Source organism: Bradyrhizobium iriomotense (assembly GCF_018129405.1).
GTDB classification, from domain to species: Bacteria; Pseudomonadota; Alphaproteobacteria; order Rhizobiales; family Xanthobacteraceae; genus Bradyrhizobium; species Bradyrhizobium iriomotense_B.
In genome coordinates this window covers 391,256-415,226 of sequence record NZ_JAFCLP010000001.1, presented here as the reverse complement: position 1 = coordinate 415,226, position 23,971 = coordinate 391,256, and the positions used below count along the sequence as shown (strand labels likewise).

The window sequence follows — 23,971 nt, the reverse complement described above, 5'->3', positions numbered from 1 at the left end:
TGTTGGAGTGAGCCGTTCTGAATTCGCACGATTGCGGCGGGCATTTGCCCGCAGGATGCCTGCGACAAAACGGCTCGCACCGGCGCCGGCTATTTCTTGGGCACGCCAAGAACCGCCATGCGCATGACCTCGACGCCGCCATCGGCAAGCTCCGGCAGCTTGGCGAACCAGTCCTTCACATAAGGCATCGCGTTATGCGCGTCGAAATCCGCCTGGCTCGCGAACACCTCGTAGAAGATGAAATGACCGGGTTTGGCGCGGTCTTCCTGGAGAAAATAGACCAGGTTCTTGGGATCGCCGCGAACCAGGTCGATCAGCGGAAGCGTGGCCGCACGCAACGCGTCTTCCTTCCCGGCCTTGGCGCGCACCTGGGCCACCACCGAATAGGCGCCTTCCGGAATCTCCTGATAGCGCACGCGCGGCGCTTCCTGGGCGAGGGCCGGTGGCGCGGTGATGGCCATCGCGGCGGCGAACAGCAGCGCGCCAAGCGAATTGCGGACGAGCGTTTGCATGATGAAGTCCTTCACATTGAGATCGTGGGCGCTTTGCCGGGCGATCAGCGGAAGCCGGTCGCCCGGCGTTTGACGGTCAGCGCACGATTGTCTGTTGGCGCTTTGCCAGGGCCTCGCTGAAGCGCTTCTTGACGGGGCCGAGCGCCTTGACGAATTCGAGCTGCTCGCCCTCCGGCCCCTTGCAATAGATCAGCTCCCAGCCATTCGAGGGTTCAGCGGTCACCCGGTTTGTGTTGGTGCTGCGGGGAGCGGCCTTGCGATCTGCCTCCGTCATGACGCGAATGGTGCGGTTCGCCCGCACCTGCGTCATGCCTCGGCGCGCGGATTCGGCTTCGAGGTCGGCGATGAACTTGTTGAAATCGACATCGTCGCGAACATAGAAGCAGATGTGCATCATGCGCGGAAAGGCCGGGCTCATATGCTCCACCGGTTCGGCAAAGCTCTTTGCGCTGCCCATGGGCTGATCGGCCTCGCGATATTGCAGCAGTTCGAGCACCATGTTGTCGAACTGGATGAAGCGGACATCGAGCCGCTGCGCTCCGCTTCTGAGGTCGGGAACGCCGATGGTCCGCGGATTGACCCCGCGCGCATTCGCCTCGATCTCCTGGTCGGCCAGCAGCGTGTTCTGCACCCCGTCGCCCTGGAAATCGCCGTGACGGAACACCTCCGTGCCGCCGAGCACCTCGGTGTAGAACTGATAGGCGCGCTCCATGTTCTGCACCGTCAGCCCGAAATGCTGGACGCCCTGCAGTCGCGCGCCGAGCGGCGCCTCGTCGCGCTCTGCTGACGACATGCCGTCTTGCGTCGCGGCCCGCGCGTCGGTCGTGCCGGTGACGAGGCCGGTGACGACGGCTGCGCCGGCTGTCTGGAGCAGGGTGCGGCGGCCCATGTCGGTGGCGTTGTCTGCTTCATCTGTCATGTCGTTCTCCTTCGTCTGCGTGCGTTATCGTGCCGGCCGGAGAGCTGCTCGGCCGGGATGAATCTGCTGCGCTCTCGGCACCTCAAGCGGCGGCGGGAAGCGGAGCTGCGGCGTTGACGAGCCCTTCCGAACGGAGCTCGCGCCAGAAATCGGCGGGGATGGATTCCTCGAGCGCAGCGCGATCCTCGGCGATGCGGCCCGGGCGGCTCGCACCGGGAATGACCGCTGCCACCACCGGGTTGGCGAGTGCAAACTGCAATCCAGCCGCCTTCATGCTGATGCCGTAGCGGTCGGCGATGGCCTTGATCCGCGCCACCTTGTTGAGGATTTCCGGAGGCGCGGGCGCATATTCGAAATTCGGGCCGCCGACCAGCGCGCCCGAACTGTAGGGGCCGCCGACGACGATCGCGAGCTCGTGCTCCGCCACCATCGGCATCACCCGCTGGAGCGCCCTTGCATGATCGAGCAGCGTGTAGCGGCCCGCGAGAAGGAAGCCGTCGGGACGCGGCTCCTCGAGCGCGAGCAGCAGCTCGATCGGCTCGACCCGGTTGACGCCGAGGCCCCACGCCTTGATCACGCCTTCGTCGCGCAGCCGGTCGAGCGTCTTGAACGCGCCCTTGCGCGCGCTTTCGAACACCGAAAGCCATTCGTCGCCGTAAAAATCCTGCGCAACATCATGCACGAAGGCGATGTCGATGTGGTCTGTGCCGAGCCGCTTCAGGCTGTCCTCGATCGAGCGCAGTGTCGCATCGGCGGAGTAATCGTTCACAATCCGGTTCGGGCGCCCGTATTGGAAGACGCCGCCCTTCTCGCCGAGGTCGCGGCTGCCGACATCCTCGATCTCGTCCAGGATCAGGCGCCCGACCTTGGTGCTGATGACATAGTCGCTTCGTAGCCGGCCGGCCAGCGCAGCGCCCATGCGGAGCTCGGCAAGGCCCGCGCCGTAGAACGGCGCGGTGTCGAAATAGCGGATGCCGTCGTCCCAGGCTGCGTTGACCGTCGCGAGCGCTTCTTGCTCCGGGATGTCGCGAAACATGTTGCCGAGCGGCGCCGCGCCGAATCCCAATTGTCCCGGCAGAATATCCTTGAGGGCCATGTTGCGAGTCCTTGTGTGTGACAGCCAGGACGATCCGTGTTCAGTCGGTCGCGGACGTGTCTGCGCTTCTGATGAACGCCGCGACCTCGCGCGGATGCGACAGCATCACCGCGTGGCTGCTTTTGATCTCCGTCACCTTCGCGCCCGAGCGCTTGGCCATGGTGCGCAGCAAGCTCGGAGGGATAATGTGATCCTCCATCGTCACCATGTAATAGGTCGGCTTCGTCTTCCAGGCCACGCGCTCGACCTTGGTCTGCACCGCCTGCAGTCCGAACGGCAATTGCGCCGCAGCCATGAAGCGGGTCGTGGCCGGGTCGACACCGGCGGCGAAGGAGCTCGGGAATTTTTCGCGCTCGACGAAGAGATAATTGCCCTCAGTGACCAGCGGACCCTTGTGCTCGCCGGGCGGCACGGGTGCTTCCGACAGCGTGCTGACCGACTCCCCGACATCGGGAGCATATGCCGCGAGATAGACCAGGCTGCGAACCTTCGGATTGTCGCCGGCTTCCGTGATGACCATTCCACCATAGGAATGCCCGACGAGAATGACCGGATGCCGCGCCTTGGCGATCACGCGTTCGGTCTCCGCGACGTCGTCTCGCAGCGCGATCGTCGGCTGCTGCACGACGAGCACCTCATAGCCTGCCTTGGAGAGGATGTCGTAGGTGTCCTTCCAGCCCGAGCCATCGACGAAGGCGCCGTGGACAAGAACGATGGAAACGGTCCTCTCGGCCGCGATTGCGGGGGCGGCCGTTGCGATCGTCATTGCGGCAAGTATGGAGATAAGCGTCTTCATATCAGGCTCCGATCCTCGATACGGCGGCATTGCCGTTGATGGGCCCTCAACTAGCGGAGGCGAGCATTGCGGTATTTCCGATTCCTGCGCGATGACGAACGCATCTTGCTCATCCTGCGATGAGACCAGCTTTCGAAGCCAGGCGCGCTGCGCTCCAAGCCTTTGCGTTGCCTAGCTTTTACCTCTTTTAACCGCGCCGCCTCTGGACTTCGCTGTCGCCGCTTGTGAGAAATTCGCGATCGGCGTGGCAGCGGCCGGGGCTGCAACTCATCACCGGATGGAATGATCGCTCGCTCGCGATACGGGGCCGGGATTCGCCGCAACCAGCGGAGGTCGTGATGGCGCTCGTGACGCATGGAGATCAGAAATACAAGAACAGCGAGAAGCTCGCGGCGACCAGCGACTGGCCGGGGCTGAGCATCGAGCATCGCAAGTTCGAGGCGGGACGCCAGGCAACGCCCGTTCCCATCTGCACCGAAATCGTCATGGTGCTGTCAGGCGGCGGCATGGTGTGCCGGGCCGGCAATGGCGAAATCCAGAAGAGCCTCGCACGGCCGGGCATGAGCTACCTCGTGCCCGTCGGGACGCAGGAGAGTCATCTCGAGCTGTCGGACCGGATGGAATGTCTTCATCTCTATCTTCCGCCCACTCTGCTGGACCAGAGCGCGCTTGCGGATTTTGATATCGATCCGGCAAAAGTCGAGATCGCCTACGCCCACGGTCTGGCGGACCAGGTGCTGTTCCACATCTGCTCGCCGCTTCGCGATCTGCTCCATCGCCCGCGCCAGCCGACCGACGCGCTGTTCGTGGAGGGCATCCAGGTTGCGCTCGCGGCGCATCTTCTTGGGAACTATACGATCGACCGCTGGCGCGCACCCGACAAGTCGCCGGCGCTCGATCCGCGGCGCCTGCAGCGCGTGCTGGACTATATCGAGGGCTTGCTCGGCAGCGACGTCAGGCTCGAGGATCTGGCGGCCCAGGCCTGCCTCAGCCCCTATCATTTTTCCCGGCTGTTTCGCGAAGCGACCGGGTTGTCACCACACCGTTACGTGACCGATCGCCGCGTCCAGGCCGCTCGGCAAGAACTCGCGCGCGACCGTTTGTCTCTGGTCGAAATTGCCCTGGAGTTCGGTTTCGGCTCGCAAGCCAATTTCACGCGCGTGTTCCGCAAGGCCGCAAGTCTCACGCCGGGACAATATCGCGAATTGTGCTGCGGCCAGGCGGACGTGAAGACCGATCGTTCCGATAGGGCACTCCGCAGGGATTGCGCATGATTCCGCAGGAATCGGGAATACGGCTCAGCGTCCATCAGGCAGTGCTGTTGTGCCGACCAGATCCGTTAGGGGACACATCGACATGATCGAGCTCACGGTGAACGGGATCAAGCATAGGGTCGACGTCGTCCCCGAGATGCCACTCTTGTGGGTGCTGCGCGACGAGCTCGGCATCACCAGTCCGAAATACGGCTGCGGGGTCGCGCAATGCGGCGCCTGCACCGTTCACATCAACGGCAAGGCGGTGCGGTCCTGTCAGGCGCATATCGGCGAGGTCGCCGGCAAGTCGGTTGTCACGCTCGAAGGGCTGGAGAAGAGGGAGCAGCATCCGGTTCTCCAGGCCTGGATCGAGCATCAGGTGCCGCAATGCGGCTACTGCCAGACCGGCCAGATCATGCAGGCCATCTCGCTGCTCGATCTGATCTCCAATCCGACGGACGACGAGATCAATCAGGTGATGTCCGGCAATCTCTGCCGCTGCGGCACCTATCCGCGCATCCGCGCGGCGATCCACGCGGCGGCCGCGAAGAAGATGGCGGAGAAGTGAGATGGGCCACATGCAGACCCTTTCGCGCCGCGCTTTCGTTTTCGGCTCCGCTGCAGTCGCCGGCGGCATCGCTTTCGGTGCTTATGGCAATGCTGAGGCGGCCGCGCCGGGCGCCGATGGCAATCCGCTGGCCGCCGGCCTCGGCGCGAATTCGGTGACCTTCAACCCCTGGGTCGAGATCAGCCCGGACAAGATCACGCTGATCGCGCAGCACGCCGACATCGGCCAGGGCGTCGGCTCGGTGCAACCGATCATGATCGCCGAGGAGATGGACCTCGATCCCGGCCAGTTCGAAATCCGCTTCGCCGGTCCAAGCCCCGCCTATTTCAACACAGGCTTCGCCGACGAGTTCGCCCCGTTCGTGGCCGCCGACCAAAGCCCGGCCGCAGAGGAAGCGCGCGCCAAGACGCTCGAATGGCTGAGGCAATCCGGCCTGCAAATGACGGGCGGATCAAGCACGATCCCGGACACCTACGACAAGCTGCGTGTTGCCGGCGCGGTCGCCCGCGAGACGCTGAAGGCCGCCGCCGCCAAACGGTCGGGCGTCGCCGTGGCTGACCTGCGCACCCAATCGGGCCATGTGATCCTGCCCAACGGGACCAAGATCGCCTATGTCGACCTGTCCGCGGACGCCGCCAGGATTCCGCCGGTGCTCGATGCGCAGCCGCGCGACCCGTCCAAATGGCGCATGCTCGGCAAGCCGATGATGCGGCTCGACGTCCGCTCGAAAGTGATGGGCGAGCTGAAGTTCGGCATCGACCTGAAGATGGAGGGCATGCTCTACGCCTCCGTCAAGCTCAACCCCAACAAGGGGCAGCCGCTGAAATCCTACGATGCCAGCAAGGCGCGTGCGATGCCGGGGGTCAAGAAGATCCTCGAGATCAAGAATGGCGTCGCCGTGATCGCGACGAACAGCTGGTACGCAATGAAGGCGGTCGACGCCATCGCGTGCGAGTGGGCGCCTTCGGTGTATCCCGCCGAGCAGGCCGACCATTGGAAGGTGCTGGAATCCTCGTTCAAGCCTGAATTCCTGGGCAAGGAGTGGCGGAAGATCGGCGATATCGAAGCCGGGCTGAAGACGGGGACGCGCGTCGAGGCCGAGTATCGCGCTCCTTACGTGGCGCATCAGCCGCTCGAGCCGCTCAACGGGATCGGCCTCGTCACCGACAAGGGGATGGAAATCTGGGTCGGCCATCAGAGCCCCCGCTTCGTGCAATATGTCGCGGCGACGGCGATCGGCCTCAAGCCGGAACAGGTCACCTTCCACAATCAATGGACTGGTGGAAGTTTTGGCCACCGTCTCGAATACGAGAATGTCCGCGTTCTCGCCGAGATCGCCAATCAGATGAAGGGCACGCCGATCAAGCTCGTGTTCTCGCGCGAGGAAGATTTCCTTCAGGACATTCCGCGGCAGATTGCGATCGCCAGGCACCGGGGCAGCGTCGACAAGAGCAAGATCGTCGCCGCCGATCTGCAACTGGCCTCGACGACTCCGCTCAAGGGGCTGCTCGAACGTTCCGGTACGCCCTCGCAAGATCCCGACGGGCAATTGGCCGCCGGCCTGTGGAACGTCTATTACGACATCCCCAATTTCCGGGCCACGAGCTACGAGGCGCAAGGGTTGTCGCCGAGCACCACATGGCGTTCGGTCGGCGCCTCGACATCGGGCTTCTTCACCGAAAGCTTCATCGACGAGCTGATCCATGCGGCGGGCCTCGATCCGATGAAGGCGCGTATCGCGATGTGCACCGTGCCGCACTATCGCAAGGTGCTGGAGACGGTCGCGGAGATGTCGGACTGGAAAGGACCGCTCGGCAACGGCAGGGGGCGCGGCGTCGCCTTCGTGGAGTCGTTCGGGACCCCGACCGCCGAGGTCGTCGAGGTGACGGTGACGCCGGAAGGCATCAGGATCGACAAGGTCTGGGTCGCGGTCGATGTCGGCAAGGTCGTCGATCCCGTCAATTTCGAGAACCAGGTGCAGGGCGGCGTGATCTGGGGACTCGGTCACGCCATCAATTGCGAGCTCACTTACGCCAAGGGCGCGGTGCAGCAGACCAACTACAATCACCACGAAGCGATGCGGATCTATCAGTGCCCGGTCATCGAGGTTCGGGGGCTCGAGAACGATCCGAAGGTGAGAGGCGTCGGCGAACCGCCGGTTCCGCCGGCCGCGCCTGCGCTCGCCAATGCGATCTTCGCGGCGACCGGAAAGCGCATCCGCGAGATGCCTTTCAACAAGTTCATCGATTTCGTGTGAGGACGGATGATGAAGAGATCTCTGATCGCGGTGGTTCTTGCCGCTTCGTCAATCGCAGCCCTCACGGGCATTGTCGCGGCCAAGGACGAAGCCAGGAAAGATGTCTTGCCGCCGGGCAGCGTCAGCCGGGCGGAGGGGGTGGACGCCTGGAAGCGGATCGAAGCCGTGGTGACGCATCCGCGCTGTGCCAACTGCCACGTCGATGCCAAGGCCATCCCGATATGGACGCCCGCAGGCGAAACCAGGCCTCGCGTGCACGGCATGAACATCCATGGCGGAGAGAGCCGCATCGGCGCGGAGGCGATTCCGTGCTCGACCTGCCACATGACCTCGACCCAGGCGAACGAGCCGGCACCGTCGCCGCCGCGCGCCGGCATCGACTGGCAGCTCGCGCCGGTGGCTTTCATCTGGTTCGGCAAGAGCGGCGCCGAGATCTGCGCGCAGCTGAAGGATCCCAAGCGCAATGGCGGCCGCGACGCCGCCGGCCTCGTCGACCATTTGCGGCACGATGCGTCTCTGAACGGCTTCATTCCGAGGGGATGGGCCCCCGGAGCAGGCCGCTCGACGCCGCCGGGCACCTTCGAGGATCACGTCAAGGACATGGCGATCTGGGGCGCGGCGGGGCAGCCGTGTCCGAATTGACCGTTCTCCGCGTCGCGCCAACGCGATCCCAATGGTGGGAACGGGATCTCGGCAACAAAGTTGTTGGTCGGCCAGTCGTGGCGTTCTGGCCGCCCGAGTGCACAGCGTTATTCCAAGGAGAAAACCGTGACCCAACATGTCCTCTTCATCGTCACCAACGCAGCCGTGCTCGGTCCGCATAATCGCAAGACCGGCTTCTTTTTCGCCGAGGTCGCCCATCCTTTCGAGGTGCTCGACAAGGCGGGCGTCGCGGTGGAGTTCGCGTCCCCGGCCGGGGGATGGACGCCTTACGATGCGTACGACGAGAAAGATCCCGCTCAGAAGGATTTTCTCGCGAGCAAAGCCTTTCGCCGCCTGAATCGCAGTCGCAAATTGTCCGAGGTGGACGCCGCCGACTACGACGCCATCCTGGTGCCCGGCGGTCTTGGGCCCATGGTGGACATCCAGCGCAATGCAACGGTCCAGAATGCCATCGTGCGCGCCTGGAGCACTGGCAAGCTCGTCGCCGCTGTTTGTCACGGGCCGTGCGCGCTGCTTGGCGTCAACCTCGGTGATGGCACCCCGTTCGTACGCGGCAAGAAGCTCACGTCCTTCTCGAAGAAGGAAGAATACGACTACGCCCGCGATGATGTGCCTTACGAGCTGGAGGACGCGTTGAGGGCAGAGGGTGCCGAGTACTCGTCGGCCGCCAACTGGCAGCCTCACGTCGTCGTCGATGACCGGCTCATCACGGGGCAGAACCCCGCTTCGGCCGGACCGCTGGGAAAGGAGTTGCTGTCCGCCCTCAAGCGACAGGACCGGTGACACGAACATCTGAAATGTCGGAGTGGACGCAATTCGCGGGGGACGGGCTCGGCATCTCCAAAAGCCGCGTTTACCCCCGCATCGGGAGCTATCGAATGACGCAATCGCCATCCAAGATCACCGCTATCCTGGTTGCTCGCCCGGGCAAGTCCGATGAACTCAGAGCACTGCTTGTCGGCATGGCACCGCATTCCAGGGCCGAGCCTGGCAACCTGCACTGGGATGTCTGGCGCGACACATCGAATGAAGATCGCTACGTTCTCGACGAGCTGTACCGGGACGTTGCGGCCGTCGAAGCTCACCGAACCACGCCGCATTATCAGGCCTACCTGGCCAAAATTCCCGAACTGGCTGATCGGACGGCCGTGGTCTTGGAAGCGGTTGAGGTTGGGGGCAGGTAAACGCCGTCAGCAAACCTTTGAAGTAATTGCATCCGCGCGAACTGCGCCCCGGATTTCGCCGCGCTCCATCCGGGCTACGAACTTGCGAACGGCCACAGCCGCAGTTCGGGCCGGCCAGTGGACAAACGTCCTATTTGCAGTTCTGGCAGATCATCAGCTTTCGCTTTAACGCGCCGTCTTCCTGATCGAGGTCATCCAGATTGGACTTGCTGTCCTTTGCGGCGCGTGACCGCACAGGCGGCGTCACGCGGCTCGGGGTGTCATTGTCGTCGACGGTGCCGACGCTGAAGCCGTCGTAGTCGGCGGCCGGATTCGGCGCCGCCGGCGGAGTTCTGTCCGTCGTCACCCGTCCAGGCTCGCCTCTGGGCTTGGAGTTCCTGGCACTCGGGCGCGGTGGCGATGCATCGGGCGGAGCAAGCGAAACCGGCGGCGCGACCGAGGTCTGGCCCCTCGCGCTATCGTGCGACCATGCGCCGACAAACACGAGGCTGAGAGCCAGGAGCGTCACGCTTCTCATCCGCATCCTCTCGGCAGCTTTGGTTTAACGATTGATCGCATGGCGCGCCGAGCCACGACGGGGCGCAGAGTATCAGGACTCCCACGGCCGTCAAAGCTCCATCCGGACTACGGTCGGTTGCATCGCCCGGCGAGCAAAACATGCCATCGCCGGGCGAAGCACGAGTCGGCTCAGAACAGCGTGCCCGCGTGGAAGCTCGCTTGTGCCAGCAACGACTGGATCACGATGTTGTCGCCGGGACCTCCGTCCAGCACGTCGGTTCCGCCGCCGCCGATCAGCACATCGTCGCCGAGCCCGCCGAGCAGCGTGTCGTTGCCCGCGCTGCCGATGAGCACGTCGTCGCCGGCGCCGCCGTCGAAAACGAGGTGCGGCCCGCCGGGACCGACGCCTGACGCTTCGATCACGTCGTTACCGCCGAGGCCATTGATGGTGATGGTGTCGTTGAAGTCGAAGTTCTCGATCACGACCTGGCTTGCCAGGCCGTCGATCACCAGCGCGCCATTGCTGTTAAGCGAAAGCGTGATGACGTCGTCGCCGCCGGTGCCGTTGATCACGATGTTGTCGGCCGCACCGTCGCCGCCAGGGGTGCCCGGAACGCCGCCGAGGTCGATCTTGACCTCAGTCACGTCGGTCCCGCTCATGTCGCCGACATTGATCGTATCGGCGCCGCCGCGGGCATTGAACGCGATCGTCTCGACGCCGTGCGTATCCATCGTGATCGAGGCAACGTCCCGCGTCAGCTCGGCACGGTCGCCGTTCGCGAAGATGTTGATGGTTTCGGCGATGTTGGCGCCGTTGAACAGCAGGGTGTCGGTGCCGCCCTGGCCCTCGACCGTGTCGTTGTCGTCGCCGGGATTCCAGACGAACGTGTCGTTGCCCGCGCCCATCAGCGCGACGTCGTTGCCGTCGCCGCCGTTGATCACGTCGTCGCCCTGGCTGCCGCGAACGGTGTCGTTGCCAAGTCCGCCATTGATCGTCAGCTGCAGCACACCGGCAGCAAGCCCGCTGGCGTCGATCACGTCGTCGCCGCCGATGCCGTTGAGCGTCAGCTGATCGGTTGCGTCCATGAAGGCGAGGTTGATGGCTGCGTGCAGGCCGAACACGGTCACGCCGCCGGCATTGCCGCTGACGCCGAACGTCTCGGCGCCCTGGGTCGCATCGACCGAGACGGTATCGACGGCGCCGTCGGCCGTGCCGGCTGAACCACCGAGGTCGATATTCACCTGCGTCACGTCGGTCCCGGTCAGGTCCCCCACCGCGATATGGTCGGCGCCGCCCAGCGTGTGGACATCGACCTGCTCGACCCCGTGCAGGTCCATCGTGATGTTTGCCACGTCGCGCGTGAGCCGGGCGTGATCGCCGTTCGCCGCAATGACGATATTCTCGGCAATGTTGGCACCGAAGAACCGCAGCGTATCGACGCCGGCGCCGCCCTCGACGGTGTCGCTGCCGTCGCCTGGATTCCACTGGAACACGTCACTGCCGTCGCCGAGCTGCGCGAGATCATCGCCGCGGCCGCCGACGACGGTATCATTGCCGTCACCGCCGATCAGTGTGTCGCCGCCGGCGCTGCCAGTGATCGTGTCGTTGCCGGCGCCGCCGTCGATCGTCAGGTGCACGACCCCCGCTGCAAGCATGGCCGCCGAGATCGTGTCATTACCGCCAAGGCCTTCGATGACGAGCGCATCGTTGGCGCCTTCCGCGTTGCTGATGGCGAGGGCGGCGGGCAAGCCCGTGACCGAAACCGAATTGCTCGAGCCGGACACCTGGATCGTATCGGCACTTAACGTGCCTTCGAGCGTCACGGTATCGGCCGCACCGTCGCCGGCCCCCGCTGACCCGAGATCGACATTGACCTGATTGACATCGGTGCCAGCAAGGTTGTTGACGACGATGTTGTCGCTGCCGCCGCGCGCGTTGATCGTGATGGTCTCGATGCCGTCGAGGTCCATCGTGATGTTGCCGACATCGCGGGTGAGCAGAACGCGTCCGCCGCTGGCGGCAGAGAGGGCGATGTTCTCGCCGATGTTCGAGCCGTTGAACAGCAGGGTGTCGGCTCCGGCCTGACCGTCGACTTTGTCGCTGCCGTCGCCCGGATCCCACTGGAAGGTATCGTTGCCGGCGCCCAGCAAGGCGGTGTCGTTGCCCTGGTTGCCGTCGATGAAATCGTTGCCGTCGCCGCCCAGCAGGCGGTCCGCACCATTGCCGCCGAGGATCGTGTCATTGCCGGCCCCGCCGTCGAGCGTCAGCGTGATGAGCGCGGCGAGATTTCCGGTGGCGGTGATGAGGTCATCGCCGCCATTAGCATGGACCACGAGGTCCTCCGTGGTGCCGATGTCCAGCGAGAACGGCGCCGGCTCGAGGCGGTCGAAGCGGACGCGCGTGCCGTTGGCCGTGATGGCGAAAGTCTCGCTGCCATTGCCGCCGTTCACCTCGGCGGTGTCGGTGCCTGCACCGCCTTCCATCAGGTCGCTGTCGTCACCGGGGTTCCAGATCATGCGGTCGTCGCCGGCTTCGCCGAACATCTGGTCGTTGCCGTCGCCGCCGACCAGCACGTCATTGCCGGAGCCTCCGAACAGCAGGTCGTTGCCGCCCTTGCCGAACAGCGTGTCGTTGCCGGACTGGCCGAACAGCATGTCGCCGCCGGACCCGCCCGTCAGCGTATCGTTGCCGGCGCCGCCGAACAGGTTCGCCGCGGGCATCGCGCCGTTGCTCTCGTCGATGGTGATGATGTCGTTACCGTCCTGGCCGAAGGCCTGGATCAACTTGGTGTTGGCGACCGTCGCGGGACCGCCTTTGATCGTGACCGCGCCGCCGTTGACGACGATCGTTCCAGCCGCATTGCGGCCTACCGCGATCGTATTGTTCAGGCCATTGCCAAAGATGGAGAGAATTCCGGCGGAAAAATTTGCTGTGACAGCCATGTGTGCTTCTCGCTTGCGTGATCGCCGAAACGAACCGCGGGCGGTATCGCGACGCTTTTTCGCGATGCCCGCGGTGAACGGCAAATGACCACGTCTGTAGGCCGAGATGGCAGTTCCGGCTTGACGGAAGCCTTCGGGCTGGCTCCTGTTTTCCTTGAGGGCAGCTTGATTTTCGAGAGTGCGGTCACATCACTCGTGAAACGAGACTGCGAGCTGCTGTGCCGGGGCCCATGCAGCAGCGCTTCAATGACGAGTTTGTGAAGGCGCCGTGTCGCCCAACGCTATTCCGGCGCTGCTCTACTCATTCAACGCCCGCCGCAGCCTGCGGATGATGACGCCGCGGGCGCGGTCGTCGGCGGCGGCTGCGACCTTGTCGCTGATGTCGAGCATCAGCTCCGACATCTCGTTGTGCCAGTCGAGATGCGTGACGGCCTCGGGCGCGAGGCGGCGGCGATGGTCGACGTCGAGGACGCGCGGCTCGGCCGCTGCGAGCTCGTAGATGTCGTCCAGCACCGGCTGATAGATTTTTGCGGCCGGGAGGATGCGTTCGGCGAGCCGCTCGGCAAGTCCGGCGATCGCATCCTGCTCGCCATGGGTGAGGAACAGGCCGCGCGCGATCGGGCGGCGCGCCGCGATCCAGCCGGCCATCCCCGCGGCGTCGGCATGTCCGGAATATTCGTCGATCATGCGGATGCGCGCCGCGACCCTGATCTCCTCGCCCTGGATCCGCACCGCCCTGGCGCCGTCCTGGAGGAAGCGGCCGAGCGTGCCGTGCGCCTGGAAGCCGGAGAGCAACACGGTCGCGCGCTCGTTCCACAGCCAGCGCTTGAGGTGATGGCGGATGCGGCCCGCGTCGCACATGCCGCTGGCGGCGATGATGATGTGGAAGCCGGTCAGGCGCATGATCGCCTTGCTCTCGGCGACCGTCTCGGTGAATTTCAGATGCGGCGAGTTGAGCAGGCGGTCGACGTCGACGCCGGGATCGAGGCTCGCGGCGTGCTGGCGGAAGACCTCGGTGGCATGGATCGCGAGCGGGGAATCCAGGAAGATCGGCGCCGCCGGAACTTCGCCGCGCTCCATCAGGTGGACGATGTCGACGATCAGCTCCTGCGTACGCTCGACCGCGAAGGCCGGAATCAGCAGGGCGCCCCTGGCGGCCGCGGCCTCGCGGATCTCGCCGGCGAGGTGTTGCCGTCGTTGCTCGGGTGTGGTGACGGCGCGCACGCGGTCGCCATAGGTGGATTCGCAGATGACGTAGTCGAGGTCCACCGGGGCCTCGGGATCGGGTTGCAGCAGCTTGGCTTCCGGTCCGACATCGCCGGAAAGCAGCACGCGCAACGGCCGCTCACGGCTGGGCTGGTTGAATTCCAGCTCGATCGAGGCGGAGCCGAGCAGATGGCCGGCATTCCAGTAGCGTGCGCGAACGCCGGGGATCACGTCGGTCCAGCGCTCATAGTCGACCGGGCGGAACGATTGCAGCGATGCCGTCGCGTCGGCCTGCGTGTAGATCGGCACGACCTCCTTCCATCGGCGCGCCGCGTTGCGCCGGTTGAGCTGCGCGACCTCGGACTCCTGGATGCTGCCGGCGTCCGGCAGCATCCAGGAGCAGAGGTCGATGGTGCCGCGCGTCGCCAGGATCGGGCCGTCAAAGCCCTCGCGCACGAGTTTCGGCAGCAGTCCGCTGTGATCGATATGGGCATGCGTGAGCAGCACCGCCTGGATGTCGGCCGGGCGAAATGGGAACGCGCCGTAGTTCAGTGCCTTCAGTGTCTTCTGTCCCTGGAACAGGCCGCAATCGACCAGGAAGCGACCGGTGGCGGTCTGGAACAGATAGCTCGAACCGGTCACGGTGCGGGCGGCGCCGCAAAATCGAACGGTTACGCTCATGTCGTGGTCTCCGGCGGAAATTTGGGCTTGAGCTCGCGCGCGAGCGACGGGGCCAGGATGTCGTCGAGCGCGATCGCGTTGGTCGGATGCGGCACGCTGTCGCTGGAGCAAATGGAGCGGATGCCCGCCTCGGTGAATGCAGCGATCATTGCAGGCGGAAACAGCGCGTGTGTCACGATCGAATCGACGGCGGTTGCGCCGATCGTTTTCAACGTCTTCGCCGCGACCATCAGCGTCGTCCCGGAGGAGACGATGTCGTCGACCATCAGCGCCGGCCGTCCCGCGAGTAGCGCGGCATCGTCGAACATGATCTCCACGGAGCGGTCGCCGCGCCGGATCTTCCGCGCCACCGTATGCTGCAAGCCCAGCCGCCCCGCGAGGTCTCTCACCCAGGGCTCGGATTCGGCATCGGGGCCGATCACAACGGTCGCGGGATCGATGCCGGCCTTTGCCAAGGCGTTCGCGACCGCCGGCATCGCGGACAGGTTCTCGGCCTCGATCCCGGGAAACACGGCGCCGATGTCGCTGGTGCGATGCAGGTGCGCGTCCACGGTGATGACACGGTCCACGATCCTCGCGAGCAGAGCGCCCGTGGCACGCTGGCTGACGGCCTCGCCCGCATGAAACGCAATATCCTGCCGCATGTAGCAGAGATAGGGCGCGACCAGCACCAGCCGCTTGGCGCCGGCGCGTCGCAGCGCTTCGGCGGCGAACAGCAGGGCGATCAGCTTGTCGTTAGGCTGGTCGAGCGCGGCATAGAGGATGGTGGTGTCGGCCGCGGGCGCGACCGTGACGCGCAGTTCGCCGTCCGGGAAGCGGTGCAGGGCGATCTCGTCGCAGGCAAGCCCGAGCCGCACCGCGAGGCGTTTCGCTGCCTCGGCCCCGAACGGCAGGGTCTGGAACGCGATCGTGCTCACGACGCGGTCTTGCCTTGAGGAGCGCCGTGGCCATTGACGGCGTAGCCGTTCTCCGCAGCGGCGGCGGAGGCCGCCAGATCGTGCTCGGGCCGGTCGAAGGCGTAGACGCGATAGAGCGGCTCGCCCTGCTCGACGCGGTCGCCGATCTTCTTGAACAGGCGAATGCCCGCGCCCTTGTCGAGCGGCGCGCCGGCGGTGCGGGCGAGGCGATTGAGGCGCAGGCAGTCGATCGCGGACACCACGCCGTCATGCGCCGCCTTGACGTCGAAGCTGAGCGATCCTAGCTCGGTGCTGCTTGTCGAGGGCCCCTGGGCGTCGATGATCTTCTGCATCTGCTTCAGTGCCGCGCCGCTGTCGAGCAGCTCGCGTGCCCGCGCATAGCCGGAGCCGCCGCGCAGCTTCGGATCGTATTCCAGCAGATGGGCGGCGAGCCGCAGCGACTTCTCGCGCAGATCGCGCGGCGCGTCCTTCTCGTTGCCGAGCACCGCCATGACGTCATTGGCCTCGAGCACCGGCCCGATGCCGTTGCCGATCGGCTGGCGGCCGTCGGTCGTGATCACTTCGACCGTGCGCCCGAAGCGGTCGCCGACGAATTCGAACAGCTTGCGCAGCCGCATCGCCTCGACCGCGCTCGTGACCTTCGCGGTCGGCCCGACCGGAATGTCGATCAACAGATGCGTCGAGCCTGCGGCGATCTTCTTGGACATGATGGAGGCGACCATCTGCTCGCGGGTATCGAGGCTCAGCGGGCGCTCGACCGAGATCAGCACGTCGTCGGCCGGCGACAGGTTCACGTGCCCGCCCCAGATCAGGCAGCCGTTGCAGGCCGAGACGATCGCCTTCATCTCCTCGACGCCGACATTCACCTGCGCCAGCACCTCCATCGTGTCGGCGGTGCCGGCGGGCGAGGTGATGGCGCGCGAGGAGGTCTTGGGGATCGGCAGGCCGTGCGCGGCGACGATCGGTACCACCACCATCGAGGTGCGGTTGCCGGGAATGCCGCCGATGCAGTGCTTGTCGACGACGACAGGGTCGGGCCACACCAGTTGCGTGCCGGCCTTCGCCATCGCCCCGGTGAGAGCCAGCAGCTCATCGCTGGTGATGAAGCTCGCCGAGCCGATCAGGAAGGCCGCGATCTCCATGTCGGAGTAGCGGTAATGCGCGAGGTCGTTGATGATCGCGCCGATCTCGGCCTGGCTCAATGTTCGCCCGTGGATCTTCGCGCGCACCGCTTCCAGGCTCTCCGGAGGCGAGGCCGGCGTCACCGTGACTGGCGTGCCGACCGGTTCGGCGAAACGGCGGAAGGCGGGCTCGGAGAGGCCGATCTCGTCCTGGGCCGCCAGCGCGTCGTCGTCCGTGATCAGCAGCGTCGCCAGCAGCACCTTGCCGCCCCGACGGAGCTCGACGCGGCTGAAGCCGCGAAAGATCTCCGCGCGCAGCGCCTTCGATTGCCTGGAGATGACGACGACATTTTCGCGGCCGGTGTCGAGGCGGACGCGGCGGATCTTCAGTTGGGAGCGCGGGAAGTCTGGAGGCATGGACGGGCCGGCAGCAGGAAGCTCGGCTTCCATGCTTAGCCGTCGCCGCCGCTGTGCTGTTGACCCAGATCATGGTCTGCGACGCCGCAGGGCCATGCGCCGCGACGATATCGTCGATCTCGGAAGGCCGGAGCGGGCCGGGTACGCCGCCTACTTCGTGGCTGCGTCGATCGAATTGAACTTGTTGTTCAGCAGCGCGCTGCCCGTGTTGTTCACGATAGTGACGATCGCGAGCGCGATGCCGGCGGCGATCAGGCAGTATTCGATAGCGGTGGCTGCACTTTCATCGGCAAGAAAGGACCTGAGCAAAGCCATCGTCAACTCCTCTTCATCCGTCTAACGTAGGCTGGTGCCGTTTTCGGAATGGTAAATTGATTCACTAAGTTTTTCGCGGCGCGCGCACGCCAAATAGGCCGGATGGTCCCGACCTCGGGCCTTATATACTGCCTTCCTTGATTTAAGGTTTCGTCACCCGATGCAGGTGCATTCGACCGTGTCGTCGCTGTCTCAGGATTTGATCGCGCATCCGGACGCGGCCTTGCCGGGGCGTCTCAGCGCGGCTGCGAGGCGCCCGGCCAGATAGATCATGATGCGCGGCTGCGACCGCGCCGCGCTGTCGGCAAGGCGTTTGTCCTCGGTCGTGTCGTTGACGAGGCCGATATAGTTCTTGCTGGCGTCCGGCTGTTGCACCGCGCGCAAACCTTGGCTTCAATCGACGCGCGACCATGTCTTACGCAAAGGGAATCGAGGGTTAATTTTCTATTCCGTAGGACTACGTGGCGCCTCGCGGGCGTTAAGATGCGGCTTAACGGATTGTTGAGGCTATTTGCGGCGTGTGTCCGCGTTCAGCGCCCGCAACATCGCGATTCGGGCGAACATCATCCAGCCGCCGCCCGTCTCGGCCGCCTGGATCAGGGTCTCGATCGCGGTCTGCCAGTGGCTCGTGTGCTGCGCATCCTCGGGCAGCTGCATGATGTGATCGGCCGCTTCCTGCAGCGTCCGCAGCCTGCGCCCATTGGAGAGCGCGATCGGATCGTCGAACGCCGCCGACCAGGGCATGTCAGGCCGGCCGACCGGAGGGGAGGGACATCACGGCGCGATCGAAAGGCCGGGTGCCGCTAGCTGGCCTTCTTCGCCCGCGCCGGCGCGCGCACCGGCTTGTCGGCCTTCTTCGAAGCTTCCTTGGTCGCTTCCTTGGGGGGCGCCTTGGCCGCGGCGTCCCTGCCGCCCTTGCCTGATATCGGCAGCAGCATCTCGCGCTGGCCCTCGACGCGCTTCTTCGGCTTCTTGCCCTTGACGGCCTCCTTGGCGACCTTCGCCGCAGGCGCCGCTTCCTTCTCGGTCGCGAGGCTCTTCTTCAGCGCGTCCATCAGGTTGATGACGTTGCCGCCCGTCTTCGGCGCCGCCTTCGCGGTGATGGGCATGCCGCTGCGCTTCTTGTTGATGAGATCGATCAGAGCGGTCTCGTAGTGATCCTCGAACAGCTCGGGCTCGAACGCGCCGGACTTCTTCTCCACGATGTGCTTTGCAAGGTCGAGCATGTCCTTGGTCAGCTTCACGTCCTGGATGTCGTCGAAATACTCCTGCTCGCTGCGCACCTCGTAGGGGTAGCGCAGCAGCGTGCCCATCAGGCCGCTCTCGAGCGGCTCCAGCGCGATGATGTGCTCGCGGTTGGTCAGCACCACGCGACCGATCGCGACCTTGTCCATGCTGCGGATGGTCTCGCGGATCACGGCATAGGCGTCATGGCCGACCTTGCCGTCCGGCACGAGATAGTAGGGGCGGATCAAATAGCGGTTGTCGATGTCGGCCTTGGGCACGAACTCGTCGATCTCGATCGTGTGCGTGGAGTCGAGCGCGATGTCGTCGAGCTCGTCCTTGGTGACTTCGATATAGGTGTCGGTGTCGACCTTGTAGCCCTTGACGATGTCCTCGGACGTGACCTCGTCACCGGTCTCGGCGTCGACCTTGAGGTACTTGATCCGGTGGCCGGTCTTGCGGTTGATCTGGTTGAAGGAGACCTTCTCGGTATCCGAAGTGGCCGGATAGAGCGCGACCGGGCAGGTCACGAGCGACAAACGCAGAAAACCCTTCCAATTGGCGCGGGGGGCCATGGGCTACTCCAAACGCAACAGGGGACACCTCACAACGATACCATCGGGGAACAACGAATCATAGCAAGCGACGGGGCGGAATCTCGCAACGGCGTTAACCGCTGGGCGGGGCTTGCGCTGCCTGCGCTGTGCGCAGAGCCGCCGCGGCCCTGCGCCCGGAACATCGCGGATGATCACGCGTTGCCCCAGACTTATCTGGCCGCGAGGAGGTCGCGGCCATCGGAGGCGACAGCCAGAGATTGAGGTCACCATGGCAACCACGCGAGAGCAGCGTCAGATCGTCGAGACTTCGACCGAAGCGCGCCAGGGCGAACCTGGACCGTCGGTGGCGGCGCTGCTCGCCATCTCGACCGGGCTGGCGATCCTGATCCTCGCCGTCATCTGGTTCGTGTTCTTCCGGACCTGACGGCCCCGACCGGAACGCTCCGGGTCTTCCTAATCGCCGCGTAACGCGGCACATTGCGCCCGCCAGGCCGCCGGTTCGTCCGGCTGCCTGGCGGGCGCAGTCGCGTTGGCGGACGACAGGTCGTATATGACCAAAAAATAACGTCGGCGGTTCCCCGCGTTCATATTCAGTTCACGCCGGAATTGCTCATCTCGGCGCGTGTTCATGCTGCCTATGTCTGGAGAGAAGCGTGCGCCTGCTCGTTGTTGAGGACGACCCCGATCTCAATCGCCAGCTCACCAAAGCGCTGACGGACGCCGGTTATGTCGTCGACCGCGCCTTCGATGGCGAGGAGGGACACTATCTCGGCGACAACGAGCCGTACGATGCCGTGGTGCTCGACATCGGCCTGCCGAAGAAGGACGGCATCTCGGTGCTGGAGGCTTGGCGCCGCAACGGCCGCACCATGCCGGTCCTGATCCTGACCGCGCGCGACCGCTGGAGCGATAAGGTCCAGGGCTTCGACGCCGGCGCCGACGACTATGTCGCAAAGCCGTTCCATCTGGAGGAGGTGCTGGCCCGCATCCGCGCGCTGCTGCGCCGCTCCACCGGCCATGCCCAGAGCGAGCTCTCTTGCGGCCCCGTCACGCTCGACACCAGGACCGGGCGGGTCAGCGTGTCAGGCAACCCCGTCAAGATGACGTCGCACGAATATCGGCTTCTGGCCTACCTGATGCACCATTCCGGGCGCGTCGTCTCCCGCACCGAGCTGGTCGAGCACCTCTACGACCAGGATTTCGACCGCGACTCCAATACGATCGAGGTGTTCGTCGGCCGCATCCGCAAGAAGCTCGACGTCGACATCATCCAGACCGTCCGCGGCCTCGGCTATCTCCTGACCCCGCCTCCCGCGCCCGGCGCTTGAGGCCTTCTCAGGCTTGACGGGAGGCCGAACAGGGCCCTTGGTCCGGTCATGACCTCCGACGCCCTGATATCCTGCGCCCGCCGGGACCCTGCCGATGGCTGCTAGCTCACTTGCCAATCGCCTGTTCCTGTCGGCGACCGCTTGGCTCGTGGTGATCCTGGCCATCACCGGCGTGGTGCTGTCGTCGGTCTACAAGAACGCCACCGAGCGCGCCTTCGACCGCCGGCTCAATCTCTATCTGCGCACCCTCATCGCAGAAGTCGCGACCCCCGACGAGCCGCCGGACCGCCAGTTCCAGTCGCTCGGCGAGCCGCTGTTCGAGCTGCCGCTGTCCGGCTGGTACTGGCAGATCACACGCACCGACACCGAGAAGCCGGAGGTGCGCTCCTCGCGCTCGCTCTGGGACAAGAAGCTGCCGAAGCTTGAGGAGCAGGGCGCCGAGCTCACCGCCGCCGGCATCCGGCTCGGCTATGTCGACGGGCCCGAAGGGCAGAATTTGCGGATGGTGGAGCGGCCGGTCGATCTCGGCGCCGACGGCAAATACCTCGTCAGCGTCGCCGGCGACGACACCGAGATCTTCGACGAGACGCGGAGCTTCGACTATTACCTCGGCGGCACCTTCACCGCGCTCGGCATCGTGCTGCTCCTGACCACGGTGTTCCAGGTCCGCTTCGGCCTCGCGCCGCTCAAGCGCATCTCGGAATCGATCGCGGACATCCGCTCGGGGCGGGCCGAGCGGCTCGAGGGCGAATTCCCGGTCGAGATCGCGCCGCTGGCGCGCGAGACCAATGCGCTGATCGACGCCAATCGCGAGATCGTCGAACGCGCCCGCACCCATGTCGGCAATCTCGCCCATGCGATCAAGACGCCGCTCTCGGTGATCGTGAACGAGGCCGGCAGCCACGCCGCGGAGCCGTTCGCGGCCAAGGTGATGGAGCAGGCGGACGTGATGCGCGACCAGGTCGCCCATCACCTGGAGCGCGCGCGCATCGCGGCGCGCGTCTCGGTGGTCGCGACCGTGACGGAGGTTGCGCCTGCGATCGAAGCGCTGCGGCGGACCATGGAGAAGATCCACCGCGATCGCGGCATCGTGGTCGAGGCCAAGGCCGATCCCTCGGCCAAATTCCGCGGCGAGCGGCAGGATCTGGAGGAGATGGTCGGCAATCTCGTCGACAATGCCTGCAAATGGGCAGGCTCCCGCGTCTTCATCGAGGTGCTGGTCGAGGCGCCGCACCAGGCGGGTGCAGGTCCGCGCCTGCGGATCATCGTGGACGACGACGGCCGCGGCCTGTCGGAGGCGGAGCGTGCCCAGGTCTCCCGGCGCGGCCAACGGCTCGACGAGTCCAAGCCCGGCTCGGGGTTGGGGCTATCCATCGTGACCGACCTTGCCGCCCTCTATGGCGGAAGCCTTTCCCTCAGCGGCGCGCCGATCGGGGGCTTGCGGGCCGAACTGGTGCTCCCCGGAATATAATCCTCTGTTCCCAAAGGGTTATTGGGCTTGCGGAGCGCCGATCCGGAGCAAAACGGGGGCATTGGAGCCAACGTCCTCAACGGCTTCTTAAGGCGCAGCCATCTATGATCGCGCCCGGACGCATCCCATGTCCGCCATTTTACCGTGCATTACCCGGGCGCATGAGCCAGACATCGATCGAGCGGCTGAGGGAATATCTCGCGCAGCTCCCGCCGCAGTCGCAGGCGCTGCTGATGCGGGAGTTCGAGCGCGCGCTCGAGCGCGGCCAGGACACGGCTGTGGCCACCCTCGTGCTCGAGCAGCTCCGCAAGATCGTCCGCAAGACCGAGGCCGACGAAGCCCCGCCGCCACGCACCGACGATCTCTCGCGCCTCTTGTTCCAGGTGCTGGAACCGTTCCTGGTCGAAGCGGGCGCCCCGATCCGGGTCGGCCAGATCCGCCGTTCCTCGCTTCAGCCGATCTGGCAATGGCTCGGCCGTGACGGTGCTCCGGACAAGGTGAACGAATTCGAGGCGGCGCTGGCGCGCATGCCGGCTGACAGTGCGGGGCAGGTCGAAGCTCTTGCCCAGAAGCTGCAGGCCGTCGCCGCGGACGCGATCTTCGCGCTGACGGGGCCGGGCGGTGGCGACAAGTCGCGCGCGCTCGCCCGGGTCGGCCCGCCCAGCGTGATCGAGGATCTCTATTCGATCGGGGCGGTGCTCCAGGTCCGGGAAGCCATCGCCACGCTGAACGAGAAGCTGCCGCGCACCTTGCGCGCCTTCGGGGATTCCCAGATCGCCTCGGTGACCTCGGCGTTCAACATTCCGGTGCTGCAGACGCCGCAGATGCTGCCCTTCGCGCTGTCGATCGTCGTGCAGCGCATGATCGCGCCCTGGCAGATCATCCGCCTCGCCATCAAGATCGCCGCCTCCGACGACGAGATCCGTGTCGCGGCAACGCCCTATGGCGTCGCCGTCACGATCGCCCTGCACGATTTGTCCTGCGTGGCCGCGATCCTGCGCACGGATATCAAGCGCGGCCATTTCGACAATGTCGCCGACAACCTCAAGGCGCTGCACGACGGCGTGCGCGGCCTGCGCACCGAGCTCGACCTGCGCAACGATTCCGTCTGGGGCAAGCAGCTGACCTCGATCCGCGCCGACATCTCCAATGCGCTGCAATCGGAGATCGACAGCGTTCCCGGCCGCGTGCGCCGCATCCTGCGCCAGCGCCCCGAGAAGGACATTCCGCCGGGGGCGCGGATCGACAGCACCGAGGTGGAGGAAACCGCGGCGCTGATCGATTTCGTCGCGACCTGCCGCAACTATGCGAGCGAGCTTGCGATCAACGAGGTGACGCTGCGCACCTATTCCGACCTCCAGCAATATGTGGAACGCTCGACCGAGCAGCTGGTGCAGTCGCTGCGCGGCGCCGATCACAAGGTCCGCACATACAGGCAACAGCAGGTGCAGGCCGCGATTCGCTTCTGCCAGGTGCTGTTCGGTGATGATTATGCGTCGCTGATGAGCCGCGCCGCGGAGAACGCTGCGACCGGCGAGCGCAAATCGTCGCGCGCAAGCTGATTCAGGCGCATATTTTCGTGACAACAATTTGTAGTTGACGCTGCCGGTGGCGAGCCCTACGGTCACTGCGCAAGCTTTTGGAATTTCTACCTGTGGGCGCATGAAATCCATTATCAGCTCCATCGAGATCGAGAACCGCGTCATTGTCGCCAAATATCAAAGGCTGATGGTCGGTGCGAAGGTCGTGCTCGTCGAGAAGGCGAGCGGCCGGCAGCTGCCTGAGACAGTGACCAGGGTTGCTTCTCCGGTTCCGGTCGGGGCGGTGCGCATCAGGCTGCCGGATGCGATCCCGCCGGGAACGTACTTCCTGAAGGCCTTTAACGGTCACGGCGAGGATGCCGCCCGGAGCGCCGACTTCGAGATCGGCTAAGCCGTTGGGATCGTGACCGTTTCAGGACAGCGCGCGGTCGCGCCAAATTGACAATTGTCAATTGCCGCATCGTCCGGCCGTGGTGTAAAGCCACCTATGGGCGCGGGTGGCGC

The 23,971-nt window shown here is 65.2% G+C and carries 24 protein-coding genes; 11 read left to right on the top strand and 13 right to left on the bottom strand.

The genetic code is table 11. The features are described from left to right. Nucleotides 1–89: 89 nt before the first annotated feature. From JQ592_RS01705 to JQ592_RS01690, 4 genes are all read right to left on the bottom strand, one after another. Nucleotides 90–461, bottom strand: a complete 372-nt coding sequence (locus tag JQ592_RS01705) for a putative quinol monooxygenase (protein ID WP_349630440.1) — start codon at nucleotides 459–461, stop codon at nucleotides 90–92. Nucleotides 462–588: 127 nt separating this feature from the next. After that, nucleotides 589–1,431: a VOC family protein gene (locus JQ592_RS01700; RefSeq protein WP_211401188.1), complete on the bottom strand. Its 843-nt coding sequence runs from the start codon at nucleotides 1,429–1,431 to the stop codon at nucleotides 589–591. An 82-nt stretch (nucleotides 1,432–1,513) separates the two neighbouring features. Beyond that, nucleotides 1,514–2,527, bottom strand: coding sequence for an aldo/keto reductase (locus JQ592_RS01695; protein ID WP_211401187.1), 1,014 nt, complete (start codon nucleotides 2,525–2,527; stop codon nucleotides 1,514–1,516). A 40-nt stretch (nucleotides 2,528–2,567) separates the two neighbouring features. Continuing rightward, complete coding sequence (locus tag JQ592_RS01690) at nucleotides 2,568–3,323, bottom strand: alpha/beta fold hydrolase (RefSeq protein WP_246820085.1); 756 nt, start codon at nucleotides 3,321–3,323, stop codon at nucleotides 2,568–2,570. A gap of 338 nt (nucleotides 3,324–3,661) precedes the next feature. On the opposite strand from JQ592_RS01690, the gene JQ592_RS01685 reads away from it, so the two are divergent. The 6 genes from JQ592_RS01685 to JQ592_RS01660 all read left to right on the top strand — a co-directional run bounded on the left by JQ592_RS01685 (nucleotide 3,662) and on the right by JQ592_RS01660 (nucleotide 9,248). Then, on the top strand, nucleotides 3,662–4,597 hold the full coding sequence (locus JQ592_RS01685) for a helix-turn-helix domain-containing protein (protein WP_211401186.1): 936 nt from the start codon (nucleotides 3,662–3,664) through the stop codon (nucleotides 4,595–4,597). Nucleotides 4,598–4,679: 82 nt separating this feature from the next. Then, entirely contained in the window at nucleotides 4,680–5,144 is a 465-nt protein-coding gene (locus tag JQ592_RS01680) for a (2Fe-2S)-binding protein (RefSeq protein ID WP_211401185.1), read from the top strand. A 1-nt stretch (nucleotide 5,145) separates the two neighbouring features. Next, nucleotides 5,146–7,401 (top strand): xanthine dehydrogenase family protein molybdopterin-binding subunit, encoded by a 2,256-nt coding sequence (locus JQ592_RS01675; protein ID WP_211401184.1) that lies wholly within the window; start codon nucleotides 5,146–5,148, stop codon nucleotides 7,399–7,401. A 6-nt stretch (nucleotides 7,402–7,407) separates the two neighbouring features. Then, the gene (locus JQ592_RS01670; protein WP_246820083.1) at nucleotides 7,408–8,043 is read left to right on the top strand and encodes a hypothetical protein; all 636 of its coding nucleotides are present in this window, start codon (nucleotides 7,408–7,410) and stop codon (nucleotides 8,041–8,043) included. Between the two features lie 126 nt (nucleotides 8,044–8,169). Further along, nucleotides 8,170–8,847 (top strand): type 1 glutamine amidotransferase domain-containing protein, encoded by a 678-nt coding sequence (locus JQ592_RS01665; protein ID WP_211401183.1) that lies wholly within the window; start codon nucleotides 8,170–8,172, stop codon nucleotides 8,845–8,847. 95 nt (nucleotides 8,848–8,942) lie between these two features. Then, nucleotides 8,943–9,248, top strand: a complete 306-nt coding sequence (locus JQ592_RS01660; protein ID WP_211401182.1) for a putative quinol monooxygenase — start codon at nucleotides 8,943–8,945, stop codon at nucleotides 9,246–9,248. Nucleotides 9,249–9,378: 130 nt separating this feature from the next. Here the strand turns inward: JQ592_RS01660 and JQ592_RS38715 are convergent, their stop codons facing one another. The 9 genes from JQ592_RS38715 to JQ592_RS01615 form a co-directional block, all read right to left on the bottom strand. After that, nucleotides 9,379–9,594, bottom strand: coding sequence for a hypothetical protein (locus JQ592_RS38715; RefSeq protein WP_349630433.1), 216 nt, complete (start codon nucleotides 9,592–9,594; stop codon nucleotides 9,379–9,381). Nucleotides 9,595–9,935: 341 nt separating this feature from the next. Further along, nucleotides 9,936–12,689, bottom strand: coding sequence for a beta strand repeat-containing protein (locus tag JQ592_RS01650; RefSeq protein WP_211401180.1), 2,754 nt, complete (start codon nucleotides 12,687–12,689; stop codon nucleotides 9,936–9,938). Between the two features lie 297 nt (nucleotides 12,690–12,986). Continuing rightward, nucleotides 12,987–14,576 carry an MBL fold metallo-hydrolase gene (locus JQ592_RS01645; RefSeq protein ID WP_211401179.1) on the bottom strand — a complete coding sequence of 530 codons (1,590 nt, stop codon included), beginning with the start codon at nucleotides 14,574–14,576 and terminating at the stop codon, nucleotides 12,987–12,989. Continuing rightward, nucleotides 14,573–15,493, bottom strand: coding sequence for a ribose-phosphate pyrophosphokinase (locus tag JQ592_RS01640; protein WP_211401178.1), 921 nt, complete (start codon nucleotides 15,491–15,493; stop codon nucleotides 14,573–14,575). The genes JQ592_RS01645 and JQ592_RS01640 overlap by 4 nt, the downstream gene beginning before the upstream one ends. Then, nucleotides 15,490–17,031: a thymidine phosphorylase family protein gene (locus tag JQ592_RS01635; protein WP_211401737.1), complete on the bottom strand. Its 1,542-nt coding sequence runs from the start codon at nucleotides 17,029–17,031 to the stop codon at nucleotides 15,490–15,492. The genes JQ592_RS01640 and JQ592_RS01635 overlap by 4 nt, the downstream gene beginning before the upstream one ends. Before the next feature lie 150 nt (nucleotides 17,032–17,181). Continuing rightward, complete coding sequence (locus JQ592_RS01630) at nucleotides 17,182–17,346, bottom strand: Flp family type IVb pilin (RefSeq protein ID WP_211401177.1); 165 nt, start codon at nucleotides 17,344–17,346, stop codon at nucleotides 17,182–17,184. 192 nt (nucleotides 17,347–17,538) lie between these two features. Beyond that, complete coding sequence (locus JQ592_RS01625; RefSeq protein WP_211401176.1) at nucleotides 17,539–17,721, bottom strand: hypothetical protein; 183 nt, start codon at nucleotides 17,719–17,721, stop codon at nucleotides 17,539–17,541. Between the two features lie 132 nt (nucleotides 17,722–17,853). Next, the gene (locus JQ592_RS01620) at nucleotides 17,854–18,090 is read right to left on the bottom strand and encodes a hypothetical protein (protein ID WP_211401175.1); all 237 of its coding nucleotides are present in this window, start codon (nucleotides 18,088–18,090) and stop codon (nucleotides 17,854–17,856) included. A 59-nt stretch (nucleotides 18,091–18,149) separates the two neighbouring features. Then, entirely contained in the window at nucleotides 18,150–19,145 is a 996-nt protein-coding gene (locus JQ592_RS01615) for a Ku protein (protein WP_211401174.1), read from the bottom strand. Between the two features lie 250 nt (nucleotides 19,146–19,395). On the opposite strand from JQ592_RS01615, the gene JQ592_RS01610 reads away from it, so the two are divergent. The 5 genes from JQ592_RS01610 (at nucleotide 19,396) to JQ592_RS01590 (ending at nucleotide 23,858) form a co-directional block, all read left to right on the top strand. Beyond that, nucleotides 19,396–19,551, top strand: a complete 156-nt coding sequence (locus tag JQ592_RS01610; RefSeq protein WP_183241076.1) for a hypothetical protein — start codon at nucleotides 19,396–19,398, stop codon at nucleotides 19,549–19,551. Between the two features lie 229 nt (nucleotides 19,552–19,780). Beyond that, on the top strand, nucleotides 19,781–20,455 hold the full coding sequence (locus JQ592_RS01605) for a response regulator transcription factor (protein ID WP_011085905.1): 675 nt from the start codon (nucleotides 19,781–19,783) through the stop codon (nucleotides 20,453–20,455). A 94-nt stretch (nucleotides 20,456–20,549) separates the two neighbouring features. After that, nucleotides 20,550–21,926: a sensor histidine kinase gene (locus JQ592_RS01600; RefSeq protein ID WP_211401173.1), complete on the top strand. Its 1,377-nt coding sequence runs from the start codon at nucleotides 20,550–20,552 to the stop codon at nucleotides 21,924–21,926. Nucleotides 21,927–22,087: 161 nt separating this feature from the next. Continuing rightward, the gene (locus JQ592_RS01595; RefSeq protein ID WP_211401172.1) at nucleotides 22,088–23,488 is read left to right on the top strand and encodes a hypothetical protein; all 1,401 of its coding nucleotides are present in this window, start codon (nucleotides 22,088–22,090) and stop codon (nucleotides 23,486–23,488) included. Nucleotides 23,489–23,588: 100 nt separating this feature from the next. Then, a complete protein-coding gene (locus JQ592_RS01590) occupies nucleotides 23,589–23,858 on the top strand; it encodes a hypothetical protein (protein ID WP_211401171.1) in 270 nt (89 codons plus the stop codon). Nucleotides 23,859–23,971 lie beyond the last annotated feature (113 nt).